This window comes from Megasphaera sueciensis (genome assembly GCF_050219315.1).
Taxonomy (GTDB): Bacteria; Bacillota; Negativicutes; order Veillonellales; family Megasphaeraceae; genus Megasphaera_A; species Megasphaera_A sueciensis.
This window is the reverse complement of sequence record NZ_CP116939.1, coordinates 2777727-2794599: the sequence shown is the minus strand read 5'-3', so window position 1 is coordinate 2794599 and position 16873 is coordinate 2777727. Positions and strand designations below refer to the sequence as shown.

The following is a 16873-nucleotide window of genomic DNA, read 5'->3' as shown; positions in this document are numbered from 1 at the left end:
CTAGCTTATGGGGGTCAGCTTTTTATGGCAAAATATAGTTTTGAATTTAAGATGAAAGTTGTCAACGAGTATTTGCAAGGAAAATTAGGCTATATGCTATTATCAAAGAAGTATCATATTCCTAGCAACAAAGTTCTCAGAGAATGGGTTGCCGTGTATCGTGAAAACGGTTCACAAGCTCTTCAACGGTCACGCCAGAAGAAAACATACTCTTTTCAATTTAAGCAACATGCGGTAGAGTTATATCTAAGTACAGAGTCATCTTACAACGAGTTAGCTCTTTCGCTAGGTATACATACGCCAAGTATGCTAACCTCTTGGGTTCAGCGTTATCGTGCGGTTGGTGTAGATGGCCTCAAACCGCAACGGAAAGGCAGGAGATCGAAGGTGTCAGATAAATCAACTATCCACCCAGCATCACCAGAAGCGCAGACGGAGAGACTTAAACAACTCGAGGAAGAAAATCTCAAATTACGAATTGAGGTAGCATATTTAAAAGAAGTGAGGAGACTGCGTTTAGCGGAAGAGGCGCAGAAAAACAAGCAAGGATCATCCACAGTCTCCGAGGATCATTCAAACTAAAAGATATCCTTGCCGTTGCCAAGCTTCCCAAGGCAACGTATATGTACTGGCAGAAGCGCTTCGATCTGCCTTCTCCAGATGCAGATATAGAAGCAAAGATTATAGCCATCCGTAAAAGTGATAAGGACTTTGGTTATCGTCGTATCTGGGGGAAACTGCATGAAGAGGGCCTTCTCATCAATCGAAAACGTGTACAACGACTGATTCAGAAGCTGGGGCTGCAGGTTACGTCATTTATACACAAAAACCGTAAGTATAATTCCTACAAAGGAACCGTGGGCCGCGTCGCGCCTAACCGTCTGCGCCGACGATTCGACACCTGTATCCCACATCAGAAAATCACCACGGATACGACAGAATTTAAATATTATGAGATCGACACAAAAGGAACCATCATTACACGTAAGGCGTACCTTGATCCATTCCTGGATCTATTCAATCGTGAGATTATCAGCTTCAGCTTTACGAAACGCCCGTCATCACAGGGAATCATGTCTGCCTTGGAACGGGCCATTGAGGTAACCGGCGACTGTCCTTATCGCCGGACCTTTCACTCCGACCAGGGTTGGGCCTATCAAATGGGAGGATATGTTAGTCGCTTAAAAGAAGAACGGATTTATCAGAGCATGTCCCGAAAGGGAACCTGCCTTGACAATAGCGTGATGGAAAATTTCTTTGGACTCTTAAAACAGGAACTATATTATGGCCGTACATATCACAGCTTCGAAGAGTTACAAAAAGCAATTGAGAAATACATCATCTATTATAACAACCGTAGAATCAAATCAAAGCTTGGCTGGTTAAGTCCGGTAAACTATCGGTTACGTCATGTCGCAGCATAATAAAAACCGTAGCAGCAATAAATGCTACTACGGTTAGGTCTAACTTTATGGGGTCACTACAATCTCCCTGGTGAGTGCTTTTAAAAAAAACATAATTCTTCAAACATTATAGTTCAATGGAGTAATACTAACAAAAAAACTCCCAATTCTAAACAAAATGTTAGGATTGGGAGTTCGAACAAAATTCCTTTGGTGACCCGGTAGGGATTCGAACCCTAGACCTACTGATTCGTAGTCAGTCACTCTATCCAGCTGAGCTACCGAGTCATAAAAATGGCAGGGGCAGAAGGAGTCGAACCCTCAACCAACGGTTTTGGAGACCGCTACTCTACCAATTGAGCTATACCCCTATATACTGAAAAAATCAGTATAAGTGTATCCAGACTTAAACGTCGACTCCGACATTTAAGTCTGATTCACTCTATAATCAGCGGCTTCCTATCCTCCCAGGGCGCTTCCACCCAAGTACTTTCGGCGTTTGCGGGCTTAACTGCTGTGTTCGGCATGGGAACAGGTGGATCCCCGCAGCTGTCGCCACTGAATCGTTCAGGGTCATACCCTGACAACCACAAAGAAAAGTATCTGCGAACTAAAGGTCTTACATAGCGGATGTTTCGTGCTTAAGTCAAGTCCTCGGTCTATTAGTACCGGTCCGCTCCATACATCACTGTACTTCCACTCCCGGCCTATCAACCACATCGTCTCTGTGGGACCTTACTTACTTGCGTAATGAGAAACCTCATCTTTAGGCTGGTTTCACGCTTAGATGCTTTCAGCGTTTATCCGTCCCGGACGTAGCTACCCAGCTGCACACCTGGCGGTATGACTGGTACACCATTGGTCCGTCCACTCCGGTCCTCTCGTACTAGGAGCAGCCCCTTTCAAGTTTCTTCCGCCCGCGATGGATAGGGACCGAACTGTCTCACGACGTTCTGAACCCAGCTCGCGTACCACTTTAATGGGCGAACAGCCCAACCCTTGGGACCTACTTCAGCCCCAGGATGTGATGAGCCGACATCGAGGTGCCAAACCTCCCCGTCGATATGGACTCTTGGGAGAGATAAGCCTGTTATCCCCAGGGTAGCTTTTATCCGTTGAGCGATGGCCCTTCCACTCGGATGCCACCGGATCACTAAGCCCGACTTTCGTCCCTGCTCGACCTGTCCGTCTCGCAGTCAAGCTCCCTTCTGCCTTTGCACTCTGCGCGCGGTTTCCGTCCGCGCTGAGGGAACCTTTGGGCGCCTCTGTTACTCTTTTGGAGGCGACCGCCCCAGTCAAACTGCCCGCCTGAGACTGTCCGCAAGCTTGTTACGCTTTTCGTTAGAATTCCGGTAAAACAAGGGTGGTATCCCACCAGCGGCTCCGTGAATACTGGCGTACTCACTTCCCTGCCTCCCACCTATCCTGTACGTCTCTTACCAAAATTCAATCTCAGGTTACAGTAAAGCTCCATGGGGTCTTTCTGTCCAGTCGCGGGTAACCTGCATCTTCACAGGTACTTCAATTTCACCGGGTCCCTCGTTGAGACAGTGCCCAAATCGTTACACCTTTCGTGCGGGTCGGAACTTACCCGACAAGGAATTTCGCTACCTTAGGACCGTTATAGTTACGGCCGCCGTTTACTGGGGCTTCAATTCACTGCTTCGCTTGCGCTAACACTTCCTCTTAACCTTCCAGCACCGGGCAGGTGTCAGCATCTATACATCAGGTTTCCCTTTAGCAGACGCCTGTGTTTGTGGTAAACAGTCGCTTGGGCCTCTCTTCTGCCGCCCATTCCGGCTCCGCGCGCTTCTGCGCTTCACCTACTCTGGGCTATCCTTTTCCCGAAGTTACGGATATATTTTGCCGAGTTCCTTAACGAGGGTTTTCCCGCGCACCTTAGAATTCTCTTCCTGCCTACCTGTGTCGGTTTACGGTACGGGCACCACAGTCCTCACTAGAAGTTTTTCTTGACAATTTAGGTCCGGCCCCTTCGCTTCTGTCTCCAGAAGCTCCCCATCGCTTCTCGGCCTTCCGGATGAGGGATTTGCCTCTCATCCAACCTACCAGCTTGGACATGCTCTTCCAATCGCATGCGCGCTTTCCTTCTTGTGTCGCTCCTTCGCTCGAACAGACTGTCGTGGTACAGGAATCTCAACCTGTTGTCCATCTCCTACGCTTCTCCGCCTCGGATTAGGCCCCGACTTACCCTGGGTCGACGATCGTTGCCCAGGAAACCTTAGGCTTTCGGTGGAAAGGATTCTCACCTTTCTTTTCGATACTCATACCGGCATTCTCTCTTCCTGCCGGTCCACCTGTCCTTCCGGTCAGGCTTCTTCCCTGCAGGAACGCTCCCCTACCCATGTGTCCTCAGACACATGCCAAAGCTTCGGTTCCGTACTTTAGCCCCGGTCATCTTCGGCGCAGAGTCTCTCGACCAGTGAGCTATTACGCACTCTTTTAATGGTGGCTGCTTCTGAGCCAACATCCTGGTTGTTTTCGAAATTCCACATCCTTCGCCACTTAGTACGGCATTGGGGACCTTAGCTGTTGGTCTGGGCTGTTTCCCTTTTGACTACGGGCCTTATTACTCGCAGTCTGACTCCCATGTATAAGTACAGCCATTCGTAGTTTGATTAGGTTCAGTATCCGGATAGGACCCTACCCCGTTCAGTGCTCTACCGCCTGTACTCTCGCCATGAGGCTAGCCCTAAAGCTATTTCGGGGAGAACCAGCTATCTCCACGTTCGATTGGCATTTCACCCCTACCCACATCTCATCCAAAAGCTTTTCAACGCTCACTGGTTCGGTCCTCCACACATTTTTACCTGTGCTTCAACCTGGACATGGGTAGATCACTGTGGTTTCGGGTCTACTCCATCCAACTTGTCGCCCTGTTCAGACTCGCTTTCGCTGCGGCTCCACGTTTCCCGCTTAACCTCGCTGGATGAAGTAACTCGCCGGTTCATTCTTCAATAGGCACGCCGTCGAGCTGATATATATACGCTCTCCGACTGCTTGTAGACATACGGTTTCAGGTTCTCTTTCACTCCCCTCCCGGGGTGCTTTTCACCTTTCCCTCACGGTACTATGCGCTATCGGTTCATGTCAGTGTTTCGCCTTGGAGGGTGGTCCCCCCTGCTTCCCACAAGGTTTCTCGTGTCTCGTGGTACTCTGGATCCTACCCCGCGCGCGCCGTTTCGCCTACCGGGCTTTCACCGTCTCTGGCCCAGCTTCCCAGCTGGTTCGGCTCGCCTTGCGCGCTTGTTGGTAGTCCGCAACCCCGGGTCGGTTGCCCGTCCCGGTTTGGGCTCTGCCCCGTTCGCTCGCCGCTACTTGGGGTATCTCTGTTGATTCCTTTTCCTCCGGCTACTTAGATGTTTCAGTTCACCGGGTGCCCTCTCTCACTTGCGTGGAGTGGCAGCACTCCTGCTGCCGGGTTTCCCCATTCGGAAATCTGCGGCTCTCTGGTTACTTGCACCTCCCCGCAGCTTATCGCAGCTTATCGCGTCCTTCTTCGGCTGACATGGCCTAGGCATCCGCCGTACGCCCTTACTTACTTGACTTTCTCTTGGTACGTTCGTACCCACCTACTATGTTTGAGTTTCTTCGGTTCGTTAAGTTTGACTCTCTTTATTTAAAGAGGTTTTACTTATTCAATACTTTTCTATGCAGTTGTCAAGGTACGAGAAAATAAAATTTGGTGGAGACGAGGAGAATTGAACTCCTGACCCCCTGCTTGCAAGGCAGGTGCTCTCCCAGCTGAGCTACGCCCCCACTTAATTGCTCCGGCTTTCCACCCCTAGATATTAAATCTCAGATGGCTTGTCATCGCAACGTTACTAATGCGCCCCGATTGTCCGTATCCCACATACTGTGTCTTCGGGTATATCGGATTGCCATGGTGGGCCTAGGTGGACTTGAACCACCGACCTCACGCTTATCAGGCGTGCGCTCTAACCAGCTGAGCTATAGGCCCATGGAACTATAAAATTGAGATACCATACAAAAATGGCCTCTCAAAACTAAACAATGTAACGTACATGTACCAAAGTGCCGACCTAAAGATGACTGCAGGCACCCCGTCGGGGTCCTGCCCATGTCTCCCTAGAAAGGAGGTGATCCAGCCGCACCTTCCGATACGGCTACCTTGTTACGACTTCACCCCAATCATCGCCCCCACCTTCGACGGCTGGCTCCTTGCGGTTACCTTACCGGCTTCGGGTGTGAATGACTTTCGTGGTGTGACGGGCGGTGTGTACAAGGCCCGGGAACGTATTCACCGCAGTATGCTGACCTGCGATTACTAGCGATTCCTGCTTCATGCAGGCGGGTTGCAGCCTGCAATCCGAACTGGGACTCTGTTTTTGGGGTTTGCTCCGGATCGCTCCTTCGCGTCCCTCTATTGAGAGCCATTGTAGTACGTGTGTAGCCCAAGCCATAAGGGGCATGATGACTTGACGTCATCCCCGCCTTCCTCCGCATTGTCTGCGGCAGTCTCTCCTGAGTCCCCACCCTTACGTGCTGGTAACAGAAGATAGGGGTTGCGCTCGTTGCGGGACTTAACCCAACATCTCACGACACGAGCTGACGACAGCCGTGCACCACCTGTTTTCTTGTCCTCCGAAGAGGAAAAAGGCATCTCTGCCTCGTTCAATCAATGTCAAGGCTTGGTAAGGTTCTTCGCGTTGCGTCGAATTAAACCACATACTCCACCGCTTGTGCGGGCCCCCGTCAATTCCTTTGAGTTTCAGCCTTGCGGCCGTACTCCCCAGGCGGGATACTTATTGCGTTAACTCCGGCACAGAAGGGGTCGATACCTCCTACACCTAGTACCCATCGTTTACGGCCAGGACTACCGGGGTATCTAATCCCGTTTGCTCCCCTGGCTTTCGCGCCTCAGCGTCAGTTGTCGTCCAGAAAGCCGCTTTCGCCACTGGTATTCCTCCTAATATCTACGCATTTCACCGCTACACTAGGAATTCTGCTTTCCTCTCCGACACTCCAGCCTGCCAGTTTCCGTCCCATCACGGGGTTGAGCCCCGCACTTTTAAGACAGACTTGACCGGCCGCCTGCGCGCCCTTTACGCCCAATAATTCCGGACAACGCTTGCCACCTACGTATTACCGCGGCTGCTGGCACGTAGTTAGCCGTGGCTTTCTCTTACGGTACCGTCACTATCTATGGGTATTGGCCATAGATACGTTCGTCCCATATAACAGAGCTTTACGACCCGAAGGCCGTCTTCACTCACGCGGCGTTGCTCCGTCAGGCTTTCGCCCATTGCGGAAGATTCCCCACTGCTGCCTCCCGTAGGAGTCTGGACCGTGTCTCAGTTCCAATGTGGCCGTTCGTCCTCTCAGACCGGCTACTGATCGTCGCCTTGGTGGGCCGTTACCCCTCCAACCAGCTAATCAGACGCAAACCCCTCCTCCGGCGATAGCTTATATATAGAGGCCATCCTTTCATCATCCGGCCATGCGGCCGTTTGATCGTATTCGGTATTAGCAGCCGTTTCCAGCTGTTGTCCCCATCCTGAGGGCAGGTTGTTTACGCGTTACTCACCCGTTTGCCACTCGGTCTTTTAAGAAGCAAGCTTCTTGAAAGACCTCGTTCGACTTGCATGTGTTAAGCACGCCGCCAGCGTTCGTCCTGAGCCAGGATCAAACTCTCCATGATATATGAAGAGCCATTCGGCTCCTTCTTGCTATTGTTTTTGGTTCGTTTTCTTACTCGTTTTGACGTCTTGTTTCCAAGACCTCGCACTCTGGCGTTTGTTTGTTCGTTACATTGTTCAGTTTTCAAAGGTCATTGCTGTTTTTAAGTTTGCGTTTGCTCACCTAACAGCTCATTCAGTATATCACATTTTGAGATTCTGTCAAGCACTAATTTGAACTTCATTCTTTCGTTTCATTCACTAGTACTCCGGGCTCATGCGACTTTTGTATTTTAGCATTAAAAACAATCGCTGTCAATAGAAATGTACCATTTTCACGCTATATTTTCTAACAATTATACAAAACATCTTCATTGAACGTTATTTATAAGACTCTCCGACAAAGTATAGCTTGATAAAAGTCTTCCCAAACAACCTGATATCATTGTTTTCAACAGTATTATTTTGTTTTTATTTTTTAAAATATCTCTCCGGTGAAATCACGCCCTAATGCATTTATACCTTCCTCTTCGCTGCATAGGCTTTTAGAAAACTTAAAATGGAAATTATGCATTCCTTCTCTCATATAAAATAAATGAGAACTTTTTCGTAATTGATTGCAAGCGACTTCAATTTGTATGCAACCTCGATTTTTTGCGATTTCACAAGCCCGCTGAAATATTCTTTTACCAATACCTTCTCCTCTGCAGTTTTCTGAAACAATAAATTCCAAAATCTCAGCAATCTCAGCAGCATGATGAAGTTGTTCTTCAAAACGCAGGTTAAGCATCCCCTGTATACTATTATTTTGTTCATAAATCAAACAATAGTATTGTTCATCAAGCAGTTGTTTCCCATAAATTTCAGCAAATCGTTCATAAGAAAGATTCCGATTTTCCAATGCACAAATCAAAGAGTATATAGTTTTGCAATCTTTTACTTCACTTTTCCTATACATATCCGTATCCTTTGTCCATTCAATACTATATTTTTTTTAAAACAGCCTGCACTTTTATAAAGAATCAATAATATATATTATAATATATATTATACTGTTAATGGTATATTATTTTTCTTTCATACTATTTGTTACTATCGATTTTTACCATTATAAGCAACCCCTCTGTTTTTTCTACTTATGCGCATTTATATTACAAAAGGTGATACCATGCAAAAAGAATCAAACATCAACAGAGCTTTTACGTGGTTGGAACCAGGCTCCGTACTATTAGTTACGACCAACAACGGCAAAAACAATGTATGCACTATTTCATGGTATATGGTCATGGATTTTTCGCCGCATATTGCCATTACTAGCGGAAATTGGAACCAAAGTTTCGACACCATACCGTGCACACGAGAACGCATATATCGATAAGTTTGCTCACCTTCATGTAACGGCATTACAAGGAAATTTTGTTAAAGCGCCTTTAATAGAAGAATGCTTAGCCTGTATAGAATGCAAGTTGGAGTCTCATTTCGTATTCGAAGCTTTCTTCTGTTTCAAGAAATGCTTTCCAGATTTTTCTGTTTGCTTTCTATTCCCAAGCCCATTACAATTGCCGAAACGGCCACTAAAACAAATGCAAACATATAAAATACAGTTCCTATATCAAAACCGCGTGATAGCATGACACCTACAAGGACCGGCGCCATCATACCGCCAATGCGTCCGAAACCGGCTGCCCATCCGCTGCCTAACGCTCGTATAGAGGTGGGGTATAATTCCGGTGTATATGTATATATAACGCCCCATGCACCTAAATTAAAGAAGGACATAATAGCGCCCCATATCATAATCATACCGGCAGTTCCAGCATTCCCAAAAAAATAACTTGCTATGCCACTGCAAAGCAAAAACAGTGATAATGTATATTTTCTTCCAATATAATCCACCAGCCAAGCCGCGCAGTAATATCCCGGCAATTGCGCCAGTGTCATGATCAATACATACTCAAAGGTTTTGACCACCGTAAAGCCCTGTTGATATACAAGAGATGGCAACCACATAAAAATACCATAATAGCTATACACAATACCAAACCAAGCCAACCACAGCATAACGGTTCGCTTAATAAACGTTTTTTTCCATAAAGCGCTGAAAGATACGGAAGCGTCTTTCGGTATTACTTCTGTTTCGTCATCAAACGGTTTTACCGGAACATGCAATTGTGTTTCTAAATCAGTAATAATCTGCCTTGCTTCTGTTATATATCCTTTTGATAAAAGATAACGAACGGATTCCGGCATATGCATCCGAATTAAAAAAACATAAAAAGCCGGCAGTGCTCCAATAAAAAATGCCATGCGCCATCCATAAAGAGGAATCAGAAAATATGCAATGCAAGCTGCCACAATCCAGCCGACAGCCCAAAAACTTTCAAGCAACACAATAAATCGGCCGCGTATTTTTGCAGGAGCATATTCCGATACCAGCGTAGCTGCTACAGGTAGTTCTCCGCCCAGTCCAAAACCGACAAGAAAACGAAAAGCAAGCAAACTCGCATAATCCCAGGAAACAGCACACAGCCCGGATGCTATACTATACATCAATACGGTAATAGTAAAGACTTTTTTACGCCCTATATGATCAGCAATAGTTCCTGCTATAATCGCCCCCAAAGCCATGCCTACTAAACCAATACTGCCGATCATCCCCATTTGACTCGTTGACAATTGCCATTCTTTTGCTAATACCGGCAAGATAAAAGCAATCAGCCCTGTATCCATAGAATCAAATAACCACCCTAATCCCGTTACCAAAAGAAGTTTATAATGAAACCGTCCTGTTGGCAATGCTTCTAATCGTTCCAATATCATCTATATTTCCTCCTTGCTTATATTATTGTCATCTGTCATGACATTTATATTTACATTTACTCATTTTACTCTTATGTAAGAAAAAATGCAATATAAAAAAGACAAGATAGTAATATGATTTACTCCCTTGTCTTAAAAAAATGTATTTTTTTTTTGGTTATACTTATTCTTTATATAAGACACCTATGCAATCCAACGCTTCTTCAATAGCAATCAATTCTTCTGAAGTTGCCGCTTCAACCAAATGCGTATGAATGCCCCCGTTAATACTGCAGAGAAGTTCTGCTTTAGATTCTTTCATCCGCTTGATATATTGTGCTATATCACGACGAGAGCGCAATTTCAGTGTTCCTTCCAAGTATCCGTACACGTCATGTTCAACAACCACATTCTGAACCAATCCGCCATTATCAACAATAGCTTCTAATTCTTTTCTCACTTCCTCATTGCCATGACAGCAAACAAATACTTTCTTTACCCCTTCTATTTGGTTATGAACCAGCTGATATCCTCTCGGCGTAGAAATAATAGGTGTACCTTGTGCCCTTAAAATAGCTACATCCCCAACAATAATCTGACGGCTTACATCACATTGTTTAGATAGTTCCGTTCCCGTAATAGCCGTTTTTGCTAAAGAAAGTATATCTAATATACATTTTCTGCGTTCTGCACTGTCCATATTAATCCCACTTCCTCTCTTTACTAGTATACGCATATTCCCTAAAAAAGCAACGTAATCTAGTATCCTGATTCAACTACGACGAAGATGTAAAAGAACAATCTTCATGAAATTCATCAACCCATTGAACATTGAGCAGCATAACACCAGCACTCCCCCAACATAAACCCATAAAAATTCCAATCATCAACCCCATACCTTCATTAAAGTTCCAATTGTACATATAGTCTGGATAATTATATAAAAACAACTGCAATATTCCAGCAGCCAGTGCACTGATAAGAAAATATCCAGTTAAAACAGTTGCTTTATGACAACTAATAACATGCTTTGACTGTATATAATACAATTGTGAAAACCAATTACGTTTATAGACAGAAATAACTATGCCAAGCAAAAATCCAAGCAACATCCAAAGCAAAGTCAAATATAAAAAATAAGAAAAATGATAAATCAATACACTTCCCCAGCAAATATACATAATGGGCATACCAAATAAAAATAAAATATGAAATTCCTGTCTTTTTTGAAATAGAAAAGCCATAGCCACGTAAATAAACGCTATACATAATTGAGTCCCTGTTAATAAATCATATGCACGGACCACGGTTTTCATCTCCTTCTATACCAAAATGCTTATATTTAATTTTATACAGTATATCCACGAAAAACTAAAAAAAGGTTAAATAATGATTAGAAACAGATTAAATATTACGAATTCCATGAGTTATTATTATTAAATTAAATATGCGTGGTATTACAAAAAGTGCACTTCATATGCCAGCTTGCGCTTAACAGGTAAAATGCACTTTATATGATCAATTGATTATTTAATTATAGTGCCGAAAAATCTAATGTTGCAAAAAGATCTTTTACTGTTTCCGCACGTCGAATTTGCGTTACCGTCCCATCGGCATGAAGCAGAAGTTCTGCTGAACGAAGTTTGCCATTATAATTAAATCCCATGGAATGTCCATGTGCACCTGCATCATGAATAACCAAAATATCACCATCCACAATTTCAGGAAGGTTACGATCCACCGCAAATTTATCACAATTTTCACATAGAGATCCCGTTACATCGTATACATGATCTGCAGGAGCATTTTCTTTCCCCATAACAGTCAAGTGATGGTATGCCCCATACATTCCGGGACGCATAAGATTCGCCATGGAAGCATCTGTCCCAATATATTGTTTCCAAATATTTTTATGATGAATAGCCGTTGTCACAAGATATCCGAAAGGTCCCGTAATAACACGTCCACATTCAAAAGAAATGCGTATATCTCCCATGCCATTGGGAATCATAATTTCTTCAAAATATTTTTTAATACCTGCACTGAGAATCGTATAGTCTACCGGGGTCTGTTCCGGTTTATACGCAACTCCGATGCCTCCTCCAAAATCAATGAACTCAACCGAAATCCCCAATTCAACTTTTATTTCCACAGCTAATTCAAACATCATTCTTGCAGTATTAATCAATCCATTAGGATCAAGTTCATTCGAAACAACCATAGTATGCAAGCCAAAATGTTTGACTCCCTTTTTGCGGCAAATCCGATATGCTTCAAAAATCTGTTTTTTGGTCATTCCGTATTTTGCTTCTTCCGGCATACCAATAATATCATTACCACTTTTCAGCAACGGTCCTGGATTATAGCGAGCACATATCCATTCCGGCAAAGGTCCGTGTTTTTCCATATAATCAATTATAGTAATATCATCAAGATTAATCATAGCACCAAGTTCCAGCGCTTTTTTATATTCTTCATAAGGCGTATCATTAGATGAAAAGATAATATCATGTCCTGTAATTCCAACTTTTTCGCAAAGAATTAATTCTGCCATCGAGCTGCAATCTGATCCAACACCTTCATCTTTTAAAATTTTCATAATATAAGGATTCGGTGTAGCTTTGACAGCAAAATATTCTTTAAAATCAGCCGCCCAAGAAAACGCGTGAATGAGCTTGCGTACATTTTCTCTAATTGCCTGTTCATCATAAATATGAAACGGTGTAGGATATTGAGAAATAATTTTACGAATCTGTTCTTCAGTAAAAGGCACTGTTTTTTTATTCATAATTTTCAACTCCATTTAATATAAATTAGTATTAATTAGGCACATATCATTGCCTTATTACAAGATTTATTATATAATAACCTTTATAAATTTGTAAAATAGATTATATCAATCATAATAATTCGTTTTTCGAATTTAGGAGTGTATAATGGATACAACGACGATACGAACCTTTATTGCATTAGCACAAATTAAAAATTTCACGAAAACAGCTCAACAACTTTTTGTTGCCCAATCTACGGTCACTAACCGCATACGGGATTTGGAATCAGAGTTGGGAAAATTACTTTTTGCGAGAACCCATAAGCAAATCGAATTAACACCCGCGGGAATAAAGTTTCTTGAATACGCTCAACGTTTTATTACCCTGGAAAATTCAGCCTTACAGGAACTACATTTATCGCCAGACTACTCTCAACAAATTCGTATCGGCACGACTAATACCATTTATGATAGCCATCTGCAAAAACGATTATGCCATTTTCTCAAAACCAATCCAACAACTGCATTGCAAATAACCATCAGTCATACACAAAAAATGCTTCAGGATTTGCAAGACGGTTTACTCGACATGGTTTTTTCCTTTAGCCCGCTATATAAAGATGGGTATTCTTGTCATGTTTATCGATCGGACTCCATGGTCTTAGTCGTTGCAGCCGACAATATCGAATATGCAGGAGGTATCTACAAGGACGATTTGCAAAAAATTAAATATTTATTTTGTAATTTTGCTTTACAAGGAGTGGGACTCTTTATTCAAGATTTATTTCCTCACCATCATCGGTTTCCTTTTGAAATTGATAATAGCACAAAACTATCTCAATATATTATCGCAGGATTAGGATATACATTTTTACCGCGCAGCGTTATTGAAGATGATCTGCTTCAAGGAAAAGTAAGAGCTATACCACTTCTTGATTTTGCCCCGCCAAAGGTAAATAGTTACTACATTACCCGTGAACCGTCCATTATACCCGAAGAATTAGAACACTACCTGATAGAATAAAAAAAGACGCCGGGAGCTATAATCACCGACATCCTTTTTACCTGAAGAAATATTGAAAATTACTGTTGTTTTGCGACTTCCACTAATTTTGTAAAAGCAGCTGCATCATGTACAGCAAGGTCCGCCAACATTTTGCGGTTAACCGCAACACCAGCTCTTGTAAGGCCACATATAAAACGACTGTAACTCATACCATTGGCACGAGTCGCCGCATTTATACGGGCAATCCACAATTTACGGAATTCACGTTTTTTTGCACGACGGTCACGACGAGCATACGACAGTGCTTTCATAACACTTTCATTCGCTTTTTTAAACAAACGGCTCCTCGTTCCACGATATCCTTTTGCCAACTTCAATATTTTTTTATGACGACGGTGTGCAGTAACACCTACTTTAATTCTAGCCATGTTATATTTCCTCCAAATCTATTCAATAATAATTACTTATATTAAGCGTATGGACACATCTTACGTACAGCATCCATATTTGTTTTAGCAACCAAGGTTGCTTTTCTCAGATTCCGTTTCCGCTTAGGAGATTTGGATTCCAAAATATGGCTTTTATAAGCCTTTGCTCTCTTGAACTGACCGGAACCGGTCTTTGTAAAACGTTTGGCCGCAGCGCGGCGAGTTTTTAATTTAGGCATAATATATATTTCCTCCTCTTAACTTTGACCCTTAATAGCAGCAATAACCATCGTCATATTTCTGCCTTCAATTTTCGGATCCTTTTCGACATGGGCAATTTCTTTTAACTCATCGGCAAAACGCACAAGAAGATTTCTGCCCAATTCAGGGTGACTCATTTCTCTTCCCCGAAACATAATGGTAACTTTAACCTTGCTTCCTTCTGCCAAAAATCGTTGTGCTGCCTTCATCTTGACATAAAAATCATGATCTTCAATATTGGGGCGCAGTTTTACTTCCTTGAGCGTCAAAATCTTTTGTTTTTTCTTGGCTTCTTTTTCCCGTTTCTGCTGTTCATAACGGTATTTCCCATAATTCATTATGCGGCATACCGGCGGTTTGCCATTAGGAGCGACTTCTACTAGATCCATGTGTCTTTCCTCTGCAATTTGCTGTGCCGAGCGCAAAGACATGACTCCCATTTGTTCATTTGTATCGCTAACCACACGAACTTCGCGGGCTCTAATCTGTTCGTTAATGCGCAATTCTTTACTAATAGTATTTCACCTCCAAAACAATATAAAAATAAAAAGCGGATAGTAATACTATCCGCTATACGTTCAAATCCGTATCAACCTTAGTAACAATAACGCCATGTAAGGTGAGAAGCGGATAGCTTCTTCTTTGTTTTCATACGCTAATTATTTTACCATTGCCATATCATCTTGTCAATGTTTTTATACAACTATCCTTCTCTTTTTATAAGACCGGTATTTTTTTATGCGTTTCTTTCATTATGACAGCAACAACAATCAAAGTTGCTTCAAAAGCTACTACAACAATATCCAATGCATTTAAATAGCCTAAGCTGTCGGTTAAATACCCCATAAGCGGTCCAGAAAAAAAAGATAAGAAATAACTAGATGCTCCGACAATACCTGTCGCTAATCCAATTTGCGCTCCACTGACACCATCCTGTGCAATCGTATACCCCAAAACATAAATAGCGTGCAACCCAATTCCCATAAAAATACCTACCAAATAAAGGATAGATGAATTGGCAGGAATAATATGGAAAATCAAAATAGCACAAAAAGTATTTAAAACAGCTAAGAAAATAATGGTCGGTTTACGGCCAAAATGATCAGCAAAAAAGCCTAATACAACTCCACTCAACCCGCCAATACCATAAATCATACCAAAAAAATGGCCGGCCTGTGTTGCTGTAAATCCTTTATAAGTCATAAATAAATAGGGTCCCATGGAGGCAAATCCCCAATACGGTATAATATTTAAAATTTGAATTAAAACAGCCAACCATACAATTTTATTGAAGCCTACCGTATGCAGTGCTTCCATTAGACAAGTATGCTTGATATCACTTGATGTATCCGTATATTTCGCCTTGAATCCAACAACAAGCAATAATCCAAAGGCTACAGTAACCGATCCCATCGTTTTCAATCCTACACTCCAATCTCCAGTTTGTTCCAAACTCCACCCATAGTACGAAGGTCCTACAAAAGCACCGATAGAATAAAACGTCATCATCAGTCCATTCAACATGCCCCTAGCCGCTGGAAAAATAGACCCGGCAACAGAATACATAACAATATTCCAACATCCTTCCGTCATACCAAAAAGAAGACGCCAAAAAGCTGCTTCAAAAAAACTATGCGCAGTTGTTACCATGGCAGTCATAAAACCAAGCCCGGTCATTCCCATAACCAGCATTCGTTTACGGCCAAACCGGTCAGCAAGAAAACCCGCCGGAACATCAATAAATGCCTGTCCCAATGTAAAAATAGTCCCTATCGTACCAATTTCCACTGTTGTAAGTGCTAATTGACCGGCAATAGCCTTTAATCCAACACCAAAAGATAACCGATTTGCCGAGTATACGGCATATCCTAACGCTAGTAAAAATAATTGCACCCAAATTGCCCTGGGAATTTTTGATATATTTTTCGTAAACATAGCTGTTCCTCCAATACTAATAAACTTTTAATTTCAGCATGCTGCCAGTTGCAATCCGGCAAAGAAAAATATATATGGCCATATATAAATACGCCCCTAACAGTGCCAATATGGCATTGTTAGGGGCGTATGATCGCGGTACCACCCTAATTGGATCTTATTACGACGGAATAGGTTCCATCTCCGCTTAACGCACCGGTTACGCTTATCCCTACTTCGTTCAGCATAAGAGCTTATGGGCGAGAAATAAACGCTTTACGTATCAGGCTCACACCAATCACCCAACTCTCTGAACGGCTTATCGTTTACTATGCTCCCATTCATTGCTTATTCAACCATCTTAGATTGTTTTTTATTGTACTCCTCGCTTTATAATTTGTAAAGAGACAAATAATTGATATTATAAAATATTTTATATAGTATAACGTTTTATTTAATATAATATGAAAAACAACTATCCCTTAATGACAATAAGGTCCGATTTCCCAACACTTTAATATTTTTTATTATCACTCACTTGACAACAGTGCTAACAAACATTATACTATATTTGTAAACAAGATGAAGTGAGTTATATTAAAAGGTCAAAAGGACAAACTTCTTGTTTGCATCAT

Annotated in this window: 12 protein-coding genes, 4 tRNA genes, 3 rRNA genes and 1 other annotated feature; of the genes, 3 read left to right on the top strand and 16 right to left on the bottom strand. The window is 42.8% G+C overall.

Annotated features, from left to right (window positions below):
* Window positions 1–24: 24 nt before the first annotated feature.
* Window positions 25–1424, top strand: a protein-coding gene (locus NXG62_RS13420) for an IS3 family transposase (protein WP_427111916.1) whose coding sequence is annotated in 2 segments (ribosomal slippage) — window positions 25–516 and window positions 519–1424 — 1398 coding nt in all. Because the reading frame shifts where the segments join, the coding sequence is not laid out codon by codon here.
* A gap of 190 nt (window positions 1425–1614) precedes the next feature.
* Here the strand turns inward: NXG62_RS13420 and NXG62_RS13415 are convergent.
* The 8 genes from NXG62_RS13415 to NXG62_RS13380 form a co-directional block, all read right to left on the bottom strand.
* Window positions 1615–1691 (bottom strand) — tRNA-Arg (locus NXG62_RS13415).
* Window positions 1692–1698: 7 nt separating this feature from the next.
* Window positions 1699–1774 (bottom strand) — tRNA-Trp (locus NXG62_RS13410).
* A gap of 75 nt (window positions 1775–1849) precedes the next feature.
* Window positions 1850–1966: ribosomal RNA gene (gene rrf, locus NXG62_RS13405) — 5S ribosomal RNA — on the bottom strand.
* Window positions 1967–2045: 79 nt separating this feature from the next.
* A 23S ribosomal RNA gene (locus NXG62_RS13400) occupies window positions 2046–4969 on the bottom strand.
* 135 nt (window positions 4970–5104) lie between these two features.
* A tRNA-Ala gene (locus tag NXG62_RS13395) sits at window positions 5105–5180 on the bottom strand.
* A gap of 125 nt (window positions 5181–5305) precedes the next feature.
* Window positions 5306–5382: transfer RNA gene (locus NXG62_RS13390), tRNA-Ile, on the bottom strand.
* A gap of 132 nt (window positions 5383–5514) precedes the next feature.
* Window positions 5515–7083 (bottom strand): 16S ribosomal RNA (locus NXG62_RS13385).
* The 16S, 23S and 5S rRNA genes sit together here with 4 tRNA genes alongside, the layout of an rRNA operon.
* Window positions 7084–7538: 455 nt before the next feature.
* On the bottom strand, window positions 7539–8018 hold the full coding sequence (locus NXG62_RS13380) for a GNAT family N-acetyltransferase (RefSeq protein WP_427112916.1): 480 nt from the start codon (window positions 8016–8018) through the stop codon (window positions 7539–7541).
* 210 nt (window positions 8019–8228) lie between these two features.
* Here NXG62_RS13380 and NXG62_RS13375 point away from each other — a divergent pair, with 210 nt between their 5' ends.
* Window positions 8229–8438, top strand: coding sequence for a hypothetical protein (locus NXG62_RS13375; protein WP_427112915.1), 210 nt, complete (start codon window positions 8229–8231; stop codon window positions 8436–8438).
* A 125-nt stretch (window positions 8439–8563) separates the two neighbouring features.
* On the opposite strand, the gene NXG62_RS13370 is transcribed toward NXG62_RS13375, so the two are convergent.
* From NXG62_RS13370 to NXG62_RS13355, 4 genes are all read right to left on the bottom strand, one after another.
* Window positions 8564–9880 carry an MFS transporter gene (locus NXG62_RS13370; RefSeq protein ID WP_427112914.1) on the bottom strand — a complete coding sequence of 439 codons (1317 nt, stop codon included), beginning with the start codon at window positions 9878–9880 and terminating at the stop codon, window positions 8564–8566.
* Window positions 9881–10043: 163 nt separating this feature from the next.
* Window positions 10044–10559 carry a transcription repressor NadR gene (locus NXG62_RS13365; RefSeq protein ID WP_427112913.1) on the bottom strand — a complete coding sequence of 172 codons (516 nt, stop codon included), beginning with the start codon at window positions 10557–10559 and terminating at the stop codon, window positions 10044–10046.
* Between the two features lie 76 nt (window positions 10560–10635).
* On the bottom strand, window positions 10636–11166 hold the full coding sequence (locus NXG62_RS13360; protein WP_427112912.1) for a hypothetical protein: 531 nt from the start codon (window positions 11164–11166) through the stop codon (window positions 10636–10638).
* A 227-nt stretch (window positions 11167–11393) separates the two neighbouring features.
* Window positions 11394–12647 (bottom strand): diaminopimelate decarboxylase family protein, encoded by a 1254-nt coding sequence (locus tag NXG62_RS13355; protein ID WP_427112911.1) that lies wholly within the window; start codon window positions 12645–12647, stop codon window positions 11394–11396.
* Window positions 12648–12795: 148 nt separating this feature from the next.
* On the opposite strand from NXG62_RS13355, the gene NXG62_RS13350 reads away from it, so the two are divergent.
* Entirely contained in the window at window positions 12796–13653 is an 858-nt protein-coding gene (locus NXG62_RS13350; protein ID WP_427112910.1) for a LysR family transcriptional regulator, read from the top strand.
* A 59-nt stretch (window positions 13654–13712) separates the two neighbouring features.
* On the opposite strand, the gene rplT is transcribed toward NXG62_RS13350, so the two are convergent.
* From rplT to NXG62_RS13330, 4 genes are all read right to left on the bottom strand, one after another.
* Window positions 13713–14063, bottom strand: coding sequence for a 50S ribosomal protein L20 (rplT, locus tag NXG62_RS13345; RefSeq protein ID WP_427112909.1), 351 nt, complete (start codon window positions 14061–14063; stop codon window positions 13713–13715).
* A gap of 41 nt (window positions 14064–14104) precedes the next feature.
* Window positions 14105–14302 carry a 50S ribosomal protein L35 gene (rpmI, locus tag NXG62_RS13340; RefSeq protein WP_322351580.1) on the bottom strand — a complete coding sequence of 66 codons (198 nt, stop codon included), beginning with the start codon at window positions 14300–14302 and terminating at the stop codon, window positions 14105–14107.
* A gap of 18 nt (window positions 14303–14320) precedes the next feature.
* Window positions 14321–14827, bottom strand: a complete 507-nt coding sequence (infC, locus tag NXG62_RS13335; RefSeq protein ID WP_091652440.1) for a translation initiation factor IF-3 — start codon at window positions 14825–14827, stop codon at window positions 14321–14323.
* 33 nt (window positions 14828–14860) lie between these two features.
* Window positions 14861–14973: a sequence feature (ribosomal protein L20 leader region), on the bottom strand.
* 68 nt (window positions 14974–15041) lie between these two features.
* Window positions 15042–16259 carry an MFS transporter gene (locus NXG62_RS13330; RefSeq protein ID WP_427112908.1) on the bottom strand — a complete coding sequence of 406 codons (1218 nt, stop codon included), beginning with the start codon at window positions 16257–16259 and terminating at the stop codon, window positions 15042–15044.
* Window positions 16260–16873: the final 614 nt, after the last annotated feature.